The following is a 15,711-nucleotide window of genomic DNA, read 5'->3' as shown; positions in this document are numbered from 1 at the left end:
GCCATGAGAACCATCCATATCACCTCGCAGGAGGAGCTTCCGCACGTGGCCCGCGCGGTCATCGAATCGCTGGGACGCCGCACGGTGGTGGCCTTCCGCGGCGAGATGGGTGCCGGAAAGACAACGCTCATCCGCGAAATCGCCGCCCAGCTCGGCGCCACGGACACGGTCACCAGCCCCACGTTCGCCATCGTCAACCAGTACAAGGGACAGGGCAACCGCCTCATCTACCACTTCGACTTCTACCGCATCAACGACGTGCGCGAAGCCTTCGACTTCGGATACGAAGAGTACTTCTACTCGGGCGACCTGTGCCTGGTGGAGTGGCCCGAGAAGATCGAACAGCTGCTGCCCGACAACGTCATGACGGTACGCATCACCGTCGACAGCGAAACGGCCCGCACCTTCGAAATCGACTGAGCGGCCGTTGCCGCACAACCCGCCCGTCAGGGAAGAAAGGCAACATCCGCCCGCAGGAGGCGACCGAAGGGCCGTGTGCGGGCGACAAACACACATATCCCGTCAAAACACCCATGAAAATGCAGGAATACATCTCGAAACAACACCAGATTCTGCGCCCCGCAGAACAGATCTATGCGGTGATCAGCCGCTTCGACAACCTCACGCCGGCCCTGGCCGACCGCGTCGAGGAGTGGCAGGCCACGGAAGACCGCTGCTCGTTCAAGGCCAAGGGCTTCACGGTGAAGCTGCGCATGGAGGAGCGCGTCGAGCCCAAGCACGTCAAGATCGTCGGTGACGAGGGGGGTGTGCCGATGGACTTCGCCTTCTGGATCCAGCTGCACCAGGTATCGGAGACGGACACCCGCATGCGGCTGGTGCTGCACATCGAACTCAACATGATGATGAAGATGATGCTGGGCTCGAAGCTCCAGGGTGCCATCGACCAGATCGCCGAAGGAATTGCCCGGGCGATGAACGCCGCCCCGCAGTACTGATCCCGCCCCGGATCGGAAACGGAAGCGACGGCTCCACGGAGAATTCCGGGAGCCGTCGCCCGATTTTACGCCCCACGCAACCGCGGGAGGCGAAGGAGGGCGCCGCCATGCGGCACCCACCGCAACAGAAAGCAGGACCGCGGCGGAGCTCTTCGCAACGGAAGGGTGTTCATCGGAAGCGCCTCCGAAGCGGGAGCCCGCGGACGGTCAGATGCGCGGCTTCTGGGCCATGCGGATCACCAGCGAAAGAGCCTGGATCAGCAATCCGTAAATGACCGGAATGCAGGCGACCCGCAGCCCGCCGGCCAACACCGGGAATGCAACCTCCCCGGCCATGCGGACAAAGCCCATCGCCTGCGAGAAGCCGAGCAACGTGCAGACGGCTCCCGAGACAAGGGCCAGCGATCCGATCTCGCGCACCCAGGCAGGTGCTTTCCAGGCTGCAAAAAGCAGGCCGACCAGTTCGAGCGTCAGCAGAGTCATGCCCCACAATCCGCCCTCAATAAAAAGTTGGAACATAGGCAACGGTTTTAGAAGATTTTTCGGGATCAGCCCCTGATGCAAAGGTAGTGCGGAGGCGGGGCAGCGTCCAAAAATCGGGGCTGTCGAAACCCGCTGACACCCGGTAGAAACCCCTCAAAAGGGGTCTGAGGGCCGGCGGCGCCGGGTTGCGCATTGCCGGCACGGAGAAATTCGGCTATATTTGCCGCTGAAGAAAAAAGGATCCGCAATGAAACAGAATCTTCCCCTTCTCTGGTGGATAGTCTCGACGCTGCTTTTCGCCCTCGTGTTCGGAGCGCTGGGCTACGAAGCCGACCAGGCGCTGCTGCTGGCCGTGTTGTTCCTGCCCGGGCTGGTGGTGTTGCGCTACTTCGTCCCGCAACTCGAGGGCGAAAAGCGCCCCAGGGTCATTGCCGACACGCTCTATCTGCTGGCCGCCGTCGTGGCACTCGAGTATCTGGCGCTGGTCTTCGGCCATCGGATCGTCTTCGACACGCAGCCCGAGACCTTGCCGGGGCTGATCTTCAATCCGCTCTTCATCGGGCTGCTGCTCGTGGCGTTCATCCTCCCGGAGCGGGCCCTCGAACGGTATGCCGAACGTTTCGAACAACGCGACACCCCGCTGCGATTCACCTCCGAGCGGAAGCGGATCTCGATTGCGCCGTCCGAGATTCTCTACGTCGAATCGAACGACGACGAGGTGTGGATCCACACGGCCGACGGCGGAGCCTATCGCACGAAGACCCGCATTTCACAGTGGGAGGCGCTGCTCGACCGGCGTTTTCTGCGCATCCACCGCTCCTATATCGTCAACACGGAGCGCATCGAGGAGGTGCGGCCCACCCGCATCCGGATCGGCGACCGACAGATCGAGATCTCGCGGAAATACAAGGAGGAGGTCCGCCGCCGGCTGGGCAGCGAGCCGTCGACGAAACAGGAACGGGCCCAGGAGCCGGGCGTCGGAGCGAGCGAATGAAGCAACGCGGCCGGGCGGGCGGATGGAACGGGCGGCAGGAGAGCCGTTTCGCGCCCGGGCGGGCAGTCGGGGCAATATCGATAGCCTGCCAGGGGTTCATACCAATAATTAATGCCCGCAGTTGCAATCAGCCGCCGGGATCAGCCGGGATCAGCCGGGATCAGCCGAAATCAGCCGCGCATCGCCTCGGCCACGCGGCGAACGGTCGGAAAGGCCGTGCGAAGATGTTCGGCCGCCTCGGCCGGCGTACACCACACCACGCGTTCGATTCCCTCTTCGGTCTGCGGCTGCAGCGCCGCAGGAGCCGTCGGGCGGAGCTCGAACCAGTGGGTCTGTTTCAACTCCCAGCGTGCGGTCTTCGGAAACCAATAGGCGTGCAGCGTCGCGCACAACGGCCGCACTGCCCGGCACGCCACACCCGTCTCCTCCTCCACCTCGCGGGCGGCACACTGCTCGAGCCTTTCGCCCGCCTCAAGGTGTCCTTTGGGCAGGTCCCAGCGGCCGTTGCGATGAATCAGCAGCCACCGTCCCGCGTCATCGACCACCACTCCGCCGGCCGCCTCGACCCACGCGAACTGCCCGGCAAAGGCATTGAAAGTCGTCTCGGGCGAGGATGAAACCACCGCCACGGAGTTGTGCGATTCGAGAAAATTCAGTATCTTGGTACGCGATATGCCGCCGTCGGCTTCGGCCGCCACGGCATACCACCCCGCGTCGGGGGCCGAAGCGGTGAAAATCACCGCCTTGTCGGCAAAATAGACCGTACGATTCATGGTGTGAACGATTTTTTCGGAATCCAAAATTACGAATAAATAGGACAACCTCAACGAAAATGAAAAAAATCATCCTGATGATGGCCCTTGCAGCTGTGGGGCTGGGCGCCTGCGACCGGCAGCGTCCCGAAGCCCTGAAGATCGACAATGCACTGACGGCGGAGGAGATCGCCGCCGGGCGGTTCACTCCCGAAGTGATGTGGAAAATGAGCCGTGCGGCCGCTTCGTCGCTCTCGCCCGACGGGCACACGCTCCTCTATCAGCAAACGGATTACAACGTGGCCGAAAACCGCGGCGTAACGACCCTCTGGGTCGAGGATCTCGCCTCGAAGGCCGTCACGCGCCTGACCGACTTCACGTCAAACAGCCTCGCGCCGCGCTGGAGCGCCGACGGCGGGAAGATCTACTTCCTCTCGGACCGCAGCGGTTCGATGCAGGTGTGGGAGATGTCGCCCACGGGCGGCAACGTGCGCCAGCTTTCGGATCTGAAGGGCGGCATCGAGGGATTCGGCATCTCGCCCCGCGGCAACAAGGCATGGTACGTACAGCGCGTGCAGGCCGCCGACCGCCGTTCGGCCGACATCCACAAGGACATGGACAAGTCTCAGGCCCGCATCTATGACGATCTGATGGCCCGCCACTGGGACTATTGGGACGAAGGCGAGTATCTGCACCTCTTTGTCGGTGACTTCGGAGCCGAGGGGCTGAAGCCGGGCACGGACATCATCGGCGCCGAGGCGGCGTGGGACACTCCGCTGGCCCCCTACTTCGACATGGCCGAGATCGCCTGGAACAACGCCGGCACGATGCTGGCCTACACCTGCAAACCGCTCACCGGCACGGCCTACGCCGTCTCGACCGATTCGGACATCTTCGTCTACGACGTCGCTTCGGGACAGACGCAGAACATCTGCAAACCCACGAACTTCAACACCGGAGAGTTGATCGAATCGTCCCGGGACAACCTCCCGGGTTATGACAAATACCCCGTCTGGTCGCCCGACGACCGGATGATCGCCTTCCTCTCGCAGCGCCGCGCCGGCAACGAGTCGGACAAGTCGCGGCTGTTCCTCTACGACTGCTCGACGGCCGAGATGCGCGACCTCACGGAGGCGTTCGACTACAACGCGCAGAACGTCGTCTGGGAGGGCAACGACCGCGTATGGTTCATCGCCCCGATCGAGGGCACGTACCAGATCTGCCGCGTGGCCGCGACCGACGGCGAGGTGGAGGTCCTCACCAAGGGCGACCACAGCCTGACGGCCTTCACGACGGGCGGCGGCCGCATGGTGGCCGAGCGTTCGACCATCTCGTCGGCCACGGAGTTCTTCGAGGTCAACACCTCGGACGGCTCGCTGACCCAGATCTCGGCCATCAACGACGCCATCTACAAAAACATCCGCATGGGTGAGGTGCAGAAGCGCTGGGTGCGCACCACCGACGGCAAGCAGATGCTCACGTGGGTGATCCTGCCGCCCGACTTCGACCCGGCCCAAAAGTACCCGACGCTGCTCTATTGCGAGGGCGGCCCGCAGAGTGTCGTGGCCAACGGCTGGAGCTATCGCTGGAACTTCCAGCTGATGGCCGCCCAGGGCTATGTGGTGGTGGCCCCGAACCGCCGCGGCGTACCGTCGTTCGGCCAGGAGTGGCTCGACCAGATCTCGGGAGACTACTCGGGGCAGAACATCCGCGACTACCTCTCGGCCATCGACGACGTGGCCCGTGAACCGTGGGCCGACGAGGAGCGCATGGGTTGCGTCGGCGCCTCGTACGGCGGCTACTCGGTCTACTTCCTGGCCGGCTGCCACAAGAAGCGCTTCAAGGCCTTCATCGCCCACTGCGGCATCTTCGACTTCGACTCGATGTACGGCGAAACCGAGGAGCTGTGGTTCGTCAACAACGACTACGGCGGCCCGTACTGGGACCGAGACAACGCCACGGCCCAGCGTTCGTATGCCAATTCGCCCCACAAGTTCGTCGAGAAGTGGGATACGCCGATCCTGATCTTCACCGGCGAAAAGGACTTCCGCATCCCCTACACGCAGTCGCTCGAAGCCTTCACGGCAGCCCGCGTACGGGGCATTCCGGCCCGGCTGGTGGAGTTCCGCGACGAGGCGCACCAGGTCTTCAAACCCCAGAACTCGATGGTCTGGAACCGCGAATTCTTCGGCTGGCTCGACCGCTTCGTCAAAAAGGCCGAATAGGCTGATAATCTTCCCCGTAAAAGGCTCTCCGACCGCCGGATCGGAGAGCCTTTTCTGTTCGAAATGTCGCCGGGAGACCCCGAAAAAGGGAGGGTTTCATGATGAAAAACCGGGCGTTCGTTGAATTTATTTCCAAAAACGGCCTCCCGCGCCTATTTTTGCAGATGTTCAGATAAAAGAATTCGTACATGATGAAACGTTGGACAACCCTGCTGCTCCTGCCGCTTCTGGCCGCCTGTTCGAAGGCCCCGGAGGTCGCGACGGATCCGGCAGCACAAACCATCGAGGTCGCCATCGGTTCGGGTCCGCGGCTCGACATCACCACTCAGTCCGCCACCCGCACCACGCTGGACGAGGAGGGCACGCAGGTGAAATGGCAAACAGGTGACCAACTCGCACTCTGGGCCGTGAACTCCGCCTCGCAGCGCGTGATCGAAGCCGCCACCTTCAGTCTCTACCACTACAACGCCTCCTACAATTCGGCCAGCTTCCGGGGCTCGATTCCCGCCCTGGCCGAGGATACCTATTCCTATTATGCCGTTTCGCCCGTCCCGGCCGCAACCGACGGTCTGCAGGTCTCGTACGACATTCCGGCCGTACAGGACGGAACGTTCCACGGCGAGTGGGACGTGATGGTGGCCAAGCCCGTCACGGGAGAGGCCCTGCGCGAACACGACCGCAAGGATGCAAACGGCATCAGCGACAATTCGGACATCGTCAACCTGCAATTCGCCCACAAGATCCACGTGCTGAAAATCACGCTGCCGAAGAACGACCTCGGAGAGCCGATCACGGAGATCGAACTGACCTTCCCGACGGCCGTTACGGGCCGTCTGACGGTCGATGCCTCGAATCCGGAGGCCGACGCCACGTTGAGCGGCGGAAGCGAAACGCTCACGCTCCGTTTTGCCGAACCGAAGGATGCCGGCGACGTAGTCTACGCCATGATCGCTCCCGTGACGCTCGAAGAGGGGGAACAGATCTCGATTCTGGCCATCGGTGAGAGCAGCGAATCGGAGTCGCGGACCTTCGCACCCGCCAGCGCCGACCGCACCTTTGCCGCCGGCCATACCACCCCGATCAACTACAATGTTCCGGGGCTCGGGCGCATGTTCACCCGGCTGAATTTCCGGCTGGACGAGGCGGGAGCCAACACGCTGGGCGAAGAGATTGACACCTTCACGGTCACGGCTCCCGAAGGGTGGGTCTTCGAGGACGGCACCCGCAGCCGGACGTTCGACGTCACCGGCACGGGCGACTACCTGGTCCGCTTCCGCGACTACCCCAACCAGACGGCCGAAACATCCGGATTCCAGGTGACGTACGATTCGGAACATGCACTTCTGACCGAAACATTCACGCTGCCGGCCGTCACCCCCGAGACGCTGAATCAGGTCGCCGCGTTCCGCGTGCCGTACCTCTTCGAGGAGGACTTCAGCGGTGTCAACGGCGCGGGACACGACGATGACAAGTATACCGGCGACGCAAGCGGATACGACCTGCAGGACATGAATCTTCCAGGGTGGAGCGGACAACGTGTCGGCAGCAACGCCGAGGCTCGGGCAGTCCGCGTACACTCCCGCCATGAAGGTGCCTGGGGAATCAACGCCTACTACAACGGACGAATCACCTCGGCCCCGCTTTCGAATCTGAAGAGTTCGACACAGCCCGTCTCCGTAAAGATCACGTTCCGGACCGGCGGCTCCCACGCAGGAACGGCCTACGGATCGAACTTCTGCCAATTCGGAACCACCACCAACACCGGCAACATGCTCTACAGCGACACCGACATGACGGCCGTAGGCGACCGGTTGACCATCCCCGGAGAGTGCAGCTACACGAACATACCTCATGCCATCGAGACTCTTCCGGCCTTTCCGGCAACCAAAGAGACCCGTCTCTCCTGGAAAGTCACCAACGACGACAGCAAGTCTCCGTTTGGCGGCAGTTATACTTCCTATTACGTCTATCTGGACGACATCCGCGTCTCAATCGCCCAATAAACACGACACCGCCATGAAAAACTACCTGTTCACACTGTTGGCATCGGCGGCCGTCGTGGCCGGAGGATGCTCCAAAGACGAATCACCGGCATCGGCCGACGGATACGGAACCCTCCGGATCCTCTGCACGCCCGATGCCGCCATCACGACCCGCGCCGAAATCGCCACCTCGCCCGTACCCGAGGCCGGAGAGTTCGCCCTGCGCATCACCGGAACGGACTACGACCACTCGTGGACGAGCGTTACGGAGTTCAACGAGGCGCAGCCGCTTCTGCCGACCGGCGAATACACCGCCGAGGTCTCCTTCGGCGACCCTGCGGCCGAAGGGGCCGGCAAACCCTGCTACCACGGAACAAAAACCTTCCAGATTCTCCCGCGCAAAAGCATCTCGGAACAGATCGAGGCCCGCATCGTCAATTCGCAGGTGACGGTCACCTCGACCGAGGCGTTCCGCACCTACTTCCACGACGCCGTCTTCACCGTCACCACGTCGGCCGGCAACCGCTTCACCTTCAAGCCGGGGGCCGAGACGCAGGACGAGGCGGTCTTCGTGGCGGCCGGCACACGGCTCACCCTCACCGGTGAGGCCATGCTCCAGAGCCAGACCGGCACGGCCTTCGACCGTCCGTACACCTTTCCCGAGCAGACCCTCGAGCAGACCGTCGCCCGCACGCGTCACACCTTCTGTTTCGACGCCCGCGACAACGGCAGTGCCACGGTGACGATCAACCTCTACGACGAATACCTCGACGAACGCACCTTCGAGGTCGAACTGAACGACGATTCCCAAAAAGATCCCAACGCATGAAAACGACTCGAAATATGAAATTCTTTACCGGATTATGCTCGGCCCTGGCCCTGAGCGCCCTTCTGCTGACGGGCTGCGTCAACGAAGAACCGCCCTACAAAAGCACGGACAACGGCTCCGCGGAGGCCGGGACAACGGGTTATCTGAGCGGCGAGACGCTCTCGCTGCGCGCCATTGCCGACAGTCAGACCGACGTCCGCCCCGATGACACGGAGGATGCAACCCAGACTCCGCCGCAGGCAAACGCCGCCACCCGGGCCGATGTCGCGACGGACAACTACCACGTGACAATCGTCAACTCGGGCGACCAAAGCCCGGCCTTCGACGGCACCTATGCCAAGTTGAAGAGCCGACTCGCCGAAGGTCCCATGGAGCTGCCGATCGGAAGCTACGATCTGACGGTCCGTTCGCACCGCGACGAAGAGCTCCAGGCCGCAGCTTGGAACATGCCGGTCTACGGCACCTCCCGCTCCTTCACGATCACGAAGGATGTCACGACCTCTCTCGGAGAGATCGTCTGCACGCTGCAGAACATCAAGGTGACGCTGCTCTGCTCGGCGGATCTGGCCGAGCAACTGGCCGATGACACGAAAGTCGTCATCTCGCTGGGCGATGCCGCGCTGGAGTTCGACAAAGCACACTGGGACGGCAGCCAGGCCGCCTTCTTCCTGCCGGCCGGCGAAGAGAATACGCTCGACTTCGTCCTCACCGGAACCTTCACCGACGGCGGGGAGGCCGGTTTCACCCGCACGATCTCGGGCGTCAAGGCCGGTCAGTGGCGCAAGATCGAACTGGTAATCGTCTATGCCGATCAGGGCAACGTGAAGTTCGACATTCAGGTCGACAGTTTCGTCCTCGACCAGACGATCACCATCAACGGCACCGAAGGTCTCTGGGAGCCGCTCTACGTCGAGAAACCGCTTGTCGAAGCCCCCTCGCTCGTGTGGACAGGCCACGACTTCGGGGAGACGTTCCAGTTGACGGCCTCGATGTTCGACGAGGAGGGGCTCTGCTCGGAACCCTTCGAGATCGTCGCCACGGTCCCCGGCAAGGTGGCCCGTTTCGACATCGCCATCTCCTCGACCAACGAAGACTTCATGGCCTCGCTCCGCAGCCTGAACATCGAAAAGTTTGACCTCTGCTCGATCAGCGGAACGGAGGCCACCATGCTCCAGGGATTTGGATTTCCGGTCGGCGACCAGATCAAGGGACTGACCTCCAAGACCCTCAACATCGGCGGACAGCTGCCCTCGATGCTCTACAACTTCGAAGGAACCCACACCTTCGCCTTCACGGTGACCGACGAGGAGGGACAGAAGGCCTCGGCCACGCTGACCCTGCTGGTCGACAAGGCCCACGAAGAGGGCGGTGCAGGCAATGCCCCCGCGATCGTCATGGTGACCGACGACCACAACCTGGCCGAGCCCTACGTGATGAACGAAATCAAGGATATCGAGATCACGATCGCGGCCCCGAACGGCGGCATCCGCGAACTGCTCGTCACGGTCGAGGCCCCGGCGCTGGAGCCCCTGCTGCAGGAGATCGGGCTCGGGGGGCTCGTCACGCCGGGCATCGACCTCTGCCATCCCGACGAGACGGCCGCCGAGGTACTGGGTTCGGTCGTCGGATTCCCCGTCGGCAACGAGGTGCTGGGCCAGCTTTCGATCCCCTTCAAGGTGGAGAAGGACTTCGTCGAGATCCTCGCCGAGCTCGAATCCGCCGAGAGCCCCTGCACCTTCAAGTTCCATCTGCGCGTAACGGACAACGCGGGTGCCTCGACCGAGGCCACGCTGACGCTCGTTCAACCTGCCAAATAGTGTAGCATGAAACGATTATTGACATACCTGATTCCGGCCATGGCGCTGATGTTGGGCGCCTGCTCGAAGCAGGGCGACGAACTCGCCCCGGAGACTTCGGCCGGAACCCTCACGATGCGGATCTCCACCCGTGCGGAGGCCGCCGGCGACGGTTCGTATGACCCGATGGAGCACCTCGTCGTGCGGATCTACAACGGCAACGGCGAGCTGATCCGCAAATACGCCTCGAAGGAGGAGCTCCCGGAGCGGCTCGAGCTTATCGCCGGACAGTACCGCGTGGCGGTCGAGGCCGGTGAGGCGGTCGAGGCCTCGTTCACGCAGCGCCTCTACAAAGGCGAGGAGCCCTTCACCGTGACGGCCGGCGAGAATACGCCCGTCGAGGTGAAGTGCACGCTGCAGAATACGGCCGTGGCCACGCTCTTCGAGGAGAGTGTTACCGAGAACTTCGGTTCGGAGTTCGAGGTGCGGGTGATGGCGGGCGACACCTTTGACGCCGACCGCACCGACGCTGCCTCGACGCTCCGCTACACGGGCGATGCGACCGGTTACTTCACCCTCGGCGAGGGGGTCAGCAGCCTCTCGTGGCGGTTCCGCGGCGAGCACCCCTCGCGCGGCACGATCGAAAAGAGCGGCACAATCACCGACGTGAAGGCCCCGGGCCGCTATACGCTGACATTCCGCTTCTCGCCCGACCTGCCGGGATTCATCGATGCGGTGGCCATCCGCGTCGTCGATAAGACCGACGATTTCGACGATACGATCATCTGGAGCCCCGATCCCACGATCAAGGGCGACGGGTTCGAACTCTCGGAGAAACAACAGTACACGGGAGGCGAAAAACGATTCCAGATCACAACCGTCAAGCCGACGGCCACGGCCCGGATGAACTTCAACGGCAAGCAGTACGACCTGCTCTCCGAGGCTTCGACGCCCGAAACGGCCGGGCTGTCCGTGGTGAAGAACGCCGAAAACGCCCTTACGGTGACCCTTTCGGAGGCCTTCTTCGCCGGATGTCCGGGCGGCGACCATCCGCTGCGTCTGGAGGTGGCCGACAACGGCGGCGGACAGGGTGATGCGGAGTGCATCTTCACGCTGCAGGGCGTTCTGACTCCTTCCGCCGCGGATTGCAATCTGTGGAACAATACCGTCACGCTGCGGGCCCTGGTATTCGATCCGGCCGTATCGTCCGTCACGTTCGGCTTGCGCTCGAAAGGGGGCCAGTGGCAGGAGACGGCCGGTTCGAACACCGGCGACGGAACCTGGAGCGCCACGTTCGGCGCCGAATGGGAGGAATCGGTCAACGAAAACGGACAGACGATCTATACCCCGAAAGCCGGCACGGGCATCTGGGCCGGCAGCGAATACGAATGCCGTGCCGTGATCGACGGCAGCGAAAGCCTCGCCTCGCTGACCACAACCGCCGGGCAGACCATTCCGGGCGGCGACATGGAGGACGGCTCGATGAGCTGCTTCAACAACAACCACGGCTCGTTCTGGGACAGCGGCAACAATTCGATGAGCAGCCCGCTCTGCGTGCAGAGCACCTACAACGGCATGGAGGGCAACCACTGTGCCCGTCTGCAGGCCAACAAACCGATTCTGCTGGTCAATCTGGCGGCCGGCAACCTCTTCACGGGCAGTTTCAACCAGTCGGGGACCAGCGGTACAGTCTCCTTCGGACAACCCTACGACTGGCAGGCCCGCCCGCGTATGATGCGCCTGCGCTACTACGCCGAAACGCTCGGCACGGTCAACCAGAACCAGCACAGCGGTCCGCTGGCCATCGGATCGCAGGACCAGGCCCGCATCTACGCCGCCATCGTCGATTGGAATGCGACACACAGCGTCACCTCGGGATCAAGCTCCCCGAAGGGGGTTTGGGATCCCGCCAAGGGCATCTACGGAGGTGACAACACTACCGAAGCCTCCGGACGGATTATCGGCTACGCCTCGCTGCTGATCACCGAGCAGTCATCGGGCGGCGAGATGATCACGATCGACCTGCCGTTCCACTTCTACGACGCCTCGGCCAAACCGTCGGGCAGCTACACGCTGGTCATCTCGTGTGCCACGAGCGCCTACGGCGACTTCATGAACGGCTGCACGTCGAATGTCCTCTACGTCGATGACTTCCAATGGGTTTACTAACGATTAAACGCTTCACGATGCGCCATATACTCAGCATTCTGTTTCTTGCGGCCGTGGGTCTGCAGGCGTCGGGCCAGACGATCCGCTCCCGGGAAACTCTCGCAACGGACTCGCTCGCCCATACCCGGACGTCGGAACAGCCGCACCGCACCCTCACGGTCAACGAAATGCGCAGCCAGCGCGGCCTGACCGACACCCACAACCTCTTCATTCCCAAAGGTCAGTGGATCTTCGGCGGTACGGCCTCCTACTCGACCCATACCAATCAGAGCTACCAGTTTCTGGTCATCGAGGGAATCAACTCGACGGGCTATACCTTCAAGGTCAGTCCGATGATCGCCTACGCCTTCCGCAACAACATGGCCCTCGGCGGACGATTCATCTATTCGCGCACGCTGCTCAAGCTGGACAAGGCCTCGATCAACTTCGGCGACGAAGGTTCGGGCGTCGAACTCAACGTCCGCGACTACTATGCCCTGCAGCACAACTACCAGATAGCGGCCATCTGGCGGCAGTACATTCCCCTGGGCCGCAACAAGCGTTTCGCCCTCTACAACGAAATGTCGCTGGCCGGCGGCGGCAGCCAAGCCCGCTTCGCCAACGACTCTCCCGTGAAGGGCACCTATCAAAAGGGATACTCCTTCTCGCTGGGTATCTCACCCGGCATCATCGCCTTCGCCACCAACAACATGGCCGTCGAGGTGAACGTCGGCGTGATGGGTATCACCTACGACCACACCGAACAGGTCCACAACCAGGTCACCGTCGGCGAACGCAACATCAGCCAGATGAACTTCAAGATCAACATCTTCTCGATCGGCCTCGGTGTGGCCTTCTACCTCTAAATCCGGAATGCCATGAAACGTATCTTCCACATACTTGCCGCTCTCTGCATCGCACTCCCAGCCCTGGGCCAGAGCCGCGCCGAAGACTCCTTCACCGCAGCCGAAACCCCGACGGCCAACCCGCTGTCGGGCGAAACCCTCACCGACGCGTCGGTCATCACGCAGAAACAGCACTTCCTGCCCACACGCCGGCGCATCGACCGTGAAATCAACAAGATCAAGTTCGCCTACAAGGGCGAGGTGATCATGGGTCTGACAGCCTCCTACGGCACGCTGTCGAGCGACGACACCGATGTTCTGCTCATTCTGGACAACATCAATGCCGACGGATCGGTGACCACCATCAAGCCCTTCGTCGGATACTTCTACCGCGACAACCGCTGTCTGGGCGCCCGATTCGGATACAACTTCATGAGCGGTACGCTCGACCAGGGCGGACTCTTCGACCTGGGGGAGAACAACAACGTCTCGCTCAACATCCCCTATCTGAATTTCAAGAGCAGCAACTACTCGTTCGGCATCTTCCACCGCTCCTATGCGGGGCTCGACCCGAAGGGGCGCTTCGGCCTCTTCGCCGAACTCGAACTCTCGGTCTCGACCGGTACGTCGCGCTTCTCCTACGAATCCGAAGGCAAGGTCAAACAGACCTACAGCGACAACACGCAGCTCAAATTGGCCTTCAACCCCGGAGCCGCGGTCTACATCTTCCCGAATGTCTGCGCCACGCTCTCGTTCGGACTCGGCGGCATCCAGTACACCACCGTCAACCAGCACGACGAACTGGGCAACAAGATCGGAACCCGCGAGGCCTCGAAGATGAAGTTCAAACTCAACATCCTGGCCATCAACATCGGTATGACCTTCCACATGTGGGACAAGAAAAAGAAATAACGCATGAAACGACTCATCAGTTATCTGCTCGCCGGAGCGATGTTCGCCGGTACGTCGTGCATCTCCAACGATATTCCCTATCCGACGGTCGAGGTGGCCATCAACAGCCTCTCGGGGGAAGGTTTCACGGTCGCGGGCATCGATCTGGCAACCCGCACGGTAACCCTCTCGCTCGAGGAGGCCACCGACATCCAGCAGGTCCGCATCGACGAGGTGACCTACGCCGTCACCCCCCACAACACCAACATCGACCATCAGCTCTTCATGGACAACATCCGCCCGTCGCGCCCGCTCACGGGGACGTTCGATCTGCGCATGCCGATCTACGTCACCCTGCACCTCTATCAGGACTATGAGTGGCAGATCGTCGCCCAGCAGGAGATCACGCGGAGCTTCCGCGTCGAGGGGCAGGTCGGAGCCTCGGAGTTCGACCTTCAGAACCGCATCGCCACGGCCTACGTCGCCAAGGATGCCGACCGCAGCCGCGTGACCATCACCGAACTCAAGCTCGGTCCCGCCTCGACCGACGCCGTCACCACGACCTACTCCCCCACCCTGGAGGAGCTCTCCACGCTGGACTACAGCTCGCCCGAGGCCGACGATCCGACGGCCGGGACACCCCACTTCGTCGACGTCACCTGCCACGGCCGCACGGAACGCTGGGTGCTCTACGTACTGCCGACCGACAAGACGGTGCAGACCGAAGCCGTCGATGCCTGGTCGGGTGTCGTATGGCTGCGCGGTTCGGGCGTCTCGGGACAGCCGATGGGCTTCCGCTACCGCGTCGGTGAGGAGGGCGAATGGGCCGAAGTCCCCGGCGTGAAGATCGAGGGCGGAACCTTCTCGGCCGCCTTCGCCGCCGAACCGCTGACGACCTATCAGTTCAAGTCCTACTGCGGCGACGACGAGAGCGACCCCACGACCGTCACCACCGAACGGGCCGAACAACTCCCCAACAGCGGTCTGGAGGAGTGGTCTCAGCCCGCCAACCCGTGGCTGCCGTTCCTCTCCGACCTGACCGGCAAACCGATCTCTCCCTTCTGGGGCACGGGCAACAACGGCTCGGCCTCCCTGAGCAAAAAGGACAACGTCACCACCCCCGACGAGAGCACCGTACGGCCCGGATCCACGGGTACGAAATCGGCCAAACTTGCCAGCAGAAAGGTCCTCATCAAACTGGCCGCCGGCAACCTCTTCGCAGGAGAATTTGCCGCCACCAGAGGTACGGACGGCATTGTCAACTTCGGCCGGCCCTTCACGCTGCGCCCCACGGCCCTGCGCGTATGGATGAAATACAACAGTGGAAAGATCGACTTCGTGGGTTCGAACATGCCTGCCGGCGAGACGATCCAGACGGGCGATCCCGACAATGCCGCCATCTACATCGCCCTCGGAACCTGGACCAAGGAGAAATACGGCATGGGCAAGAACGGGACCGGCGACGATCAGAACGGCGGCAAACCCTTCGGAACGGACGCCTGCCCGGTGAGCATCGACACCCGCGACGTGAAGACCTTCTTCAACCCGCAGGGCGAGGATGTGATCGGCTACGGGGCACGATTCTTCTCCGAGAGTGTCGCCGACTGGACACAGATCACCATCCCGATCGACTATCGGTCGACCAACGAGGTCCCGACGCACATCATGGTCGTCTGCTCGGCTTCGCGCTGGGGCGATTACTTCACCGGCAGCAGCGAAAGCACCCTCTGGGTCGACGACATCGAACTGATCTACACCCCCGTCGAGAGCCTCGAGTAAACCGTCCCGAGGCCCGGCGACCGGGATGTCC

Annotated in this window: 13 protein-coding genes; 11 read left to right on the top strand and 2 right to left on the bottom strand. The window is 62.4% G+C overall.

Translation table 11 applies throughout. The features are described 5' to 3' along the window. The first annotated feature begins 3 nt into the window (after window positions 1–3). Entirely contained in the window at window positions 4–420 is a 417-nt protein-coding gene (tsaE, locus tag PUQ42_RS04540) for a tRNA (adenosine(37)-N6)-threonylcarbamoyltransferase complex ATPase subunit type 1 TsaE (protein ID WP_087309472.1), read from the top strand. 119 nt (window positions 421–539) lie between these two features. Further along, on the top strand, window positions 540–956 hold the full coding sequence (locus tag PUQ42_RS04535) for an SRPBCC domain-containing protein (RefSeq protein ID WP_087403872.1): 417 nt from the start codon (window positions 540–542) through the stop codon (window positions 954–956). Window positions 957–1,163: 207 nt separating this feature from the next. On the opposite strand, the gene PUQ42_RS04530 is transcribed toward PUQ42_RS04535, so the two are convergent. Beyond that, entirely contained in the window at window positions 1,164–1,475 is a 312-nt protein-coding gene (locus PUQ42_RS04530; protein WP_122119566.1) for a hypothetical protein, read from the bottom strand. A gap of 211 nt (window positions 1,476–1,686) precedes the next feature. Between PUQ42_RS04530 and PUQ42_RS04525 the strand changes: the two genes are divergently transcribed. Continuing rightward, entirely contained in the window at window positions 1,687–2,433 is a 747-nt protein-coding gene (locus tag PUQ42_RS04525; protein ID WP_273371383.1) for a LytR/AlgR family response regulator transcription factor, read from the top strand. 170 nt (window positions 2,434–2,603) lie between these two features. Here the strand turns inward: PUQ42_RS04525 and PUQ42_RS04520 are convergent, their stop codons facing one another. Next, window positions 2,604–3,206, bottom strand: coding sequence for an NUDIX hydrolase (locus PUQ42_RS04520; protein WP_273371381.1), 603 nt, complete (start codon window positions 3,204–3,206; stop codon window positions 2,604–2,606). A 59-nt stretch (window positions 3,207–3,265) separates the two neighbouring features. On the opposite strand from PUQ42_RS04520, the gene dpp5 reads away from it, so the two are divergent. The 8 genes from dpp5 (at window position 3,266) to PUQ42_RS04480 (ending at window position 15,680) form a co-directional block, all read left to right on the top strand. After that, window positions 3,266–5,410 carry a dipeptidyl-peptidase Dpp5 gene (dpp5, locus tag PUQ42_RS04515; protein ID WP_273371378.1) on the top strand — a complete coding sequence of 715 codons (2,145 nt, stop codon included), beginning with the start codon at window positions 3,266–3,268 and terminating at the stop codon, window positions 5,408–5,410. 191 nt (window positions 5,411–5,601) lie between these two features. Then, window positions 5,602–7,413: a fimbrillin family protein gene (locus PUQ42_RS04510; RefSeq protein WP_273371376.1), complete on the top strand. Its 1,812-nt coding sequence runs from the start codon at window positions 5,602–5,604 to the stop codon at window positions 7,411–7,413. Window positions 7,414–7,426: 13 nt separating this feature from the next. Then, complete coding sequence (locus PUQ42_RS04505; RefSeq protein ID WP_273371373.1) at window positions 7,427–8,221, top strand: DUF4493 domain-containing protein; 795 nt, start codon at window positions 7,427–7,429, stop codon at window positions 8,219–8,221. Between the two features lie 14 nt (window positions 8,222–8,235). Then, complete coding sequence (locus PUQ42_RS04500; RefSeq protein ID WP_273371371.1) at window positions 8,236–10,038, top strand: DUF4493 domain-containing protein; 1,803 nt, start codon at window positions 8,236–8,238, stop codon at window positions 10,036–10,038. 6 nt (window positions 10,039–10,044) lie between these two features. Then, window positions 10,045–12,186: a DUF4493 domain-containing protein gene (locus tag PUQ42_RS04495; RefSeq protein ID WP_273371368.1), complete on the top strand. Its 2,142-nt coding sequence runs from the start codon at window positions 10,045–10,047 to the stop codon at window positions 12,184–12,186. Between the two features lie 17 nt (window positions 12,187–12,203). Next, window positions 12,204–13,031: a hypothetical protein gene (locus PUQ42_RS04490; RefSeq protein WP_273371365.1), complete on the top strand. Its 828-nt coding sequence runs from the start codon at window positions 12,204–12,206 to the stop codon at window positions 13,029–13,031. Between the two features lie 12 nt (window positions 13,032–13,043). Beyond that, the gene (locus PUQ42_RS04485; RefSeq protein ID WP_273371363.1) at window positions 13,044–13,922 is read left to right on the top strand and encodes a hypothetical protein; all 879 of its coding nucleotides are present in this window, start codon (window positions 13,044–13,046) and stop codon (window positions 13,920–13,922) included. Between the two features lie 3 nt (window positions 13,923–13,925). Beyond that, on the top strand, window positions 13,926–15,680 hold the full coding sequence (locus tag PUQ42_RS04480) for a PCMD domain-containing protein (protein ID WP_273371360.1): 1,755 nt from the start codon (window positions 13,926–13,928) through the stop codon (window positions 15,678–15,680). Window positions 15,681–15,711: the final 31 nt, after the last annotated feature.

The organism is Alistipes megaguti (assembly GCF_944320325.1).
Lineage (GTDB): Bacteria > Bacteroidota > Bacteroidia > Bacteroidales > Rikenellaceae > Alistipes > Alistipes megaguti.
This window is presented reverse-complemented; position numbering and strand designations above follow the sequence as displayed.

What these genes read in the sequence shown, in the direction of transcription:
- tsaE (WP_087309472.1), top strand. Translation starts at nt 4, where the DNA reads ATGAGAACCATCCATATCACCTCGCAGGAGGAGCTTCCGCACGTGGCC.
- PUQ42_RS04535 (WP_087403872.1), top strand. Translation starts at nt 540, where the DNA reads ATGCAGGAATACATCTCGAAACAACACCAGATTCTGCGCCCCGCAGAA.
- PUQ42_RS04530 (WP_122119566.1), bottom strand. Translation starts at nt 1,475, where the DNA reads ATGTTCCAACTTTTTATTGAGGGCGGATTGTGGGGCATGACTCTGCTG.
- PUQ42_RS04525 (WP_273371383.1), top strand. Translation starts at nt 1,687, where the DNA reads ATGAAACAGAATCTTCCCCTTCTCTGGTGGATAGTCTCGACGCTGCTT.
- PUQ42_RS04520 (WP_273371381.1), bottom strand. Translation starts at nt 3,206, where the DNA reads ATGAATCGTACGGTCTATTTTGCCGACAAGGCGGTGATTTTCACCGCT.
- dpp5 (WP_273371378.1), top strand. Translation starts at nt 3,266, where the DNA reads ATGAAAAAAATCATCCTGATGATGGCCCTTGCAGCTGTGGGGCTGGGC.
- PUQ42_RS04510 (WP_273371376.1), top strand. Translation starts at nt 5,602, where the DNA reads ATGAAACGTTGGACAACCCTGCTGCTCCTGCCGCTTCTGGCCGCCTGT.
- PUQ42_RS04505 (WP_273371373.1), top strand. Translation starts at nt 7,427, where the DNA reads ATGAAAAACTACCTGTTCACACTGTTGGCATCGGCGGCCGTCGTGGCC.
- PUQ42_RS04500 (WP_273371371.1), top strand. Translation starts at nt 8,236, where the DNA reads ATGAAATTCTTTACCGGATTATGCTCGGCCCTGGCCCTGAGCGCCCTT.
- PUQ42_RS04495 (WP_273371368.1), top strand. Translation starts at nt 10,045, where the DNA reads ATGAAACGATTATTGACATACCTGATTCCGGCCATGGCGCTGATGTTG.
- PUQ42_RS04490 (WP_273371365.1), top strand. Translation starts at nt 12,204, where the DNA reads ATGCGCCATATACTCAGCATTCTGTTTCTTGCGGCCGTGGGTCTGCAG.
- PUQ42_RS04485 (WP_273371363.1), top strand. Translation starts at nt 13,044, where the DNA reads ATGAAACGTATCTTCCACATACTTGCCGCTCTCTGCATCGCACTCCCA.
- PUQ42_RS04480 (WP_273371360.1), top strand. Translation starts at nt 13,926, where the DNA reads ATGAAACGACTCATCAGTTATCTGCTCGCCGGAGCGATGTTCGCCGGT.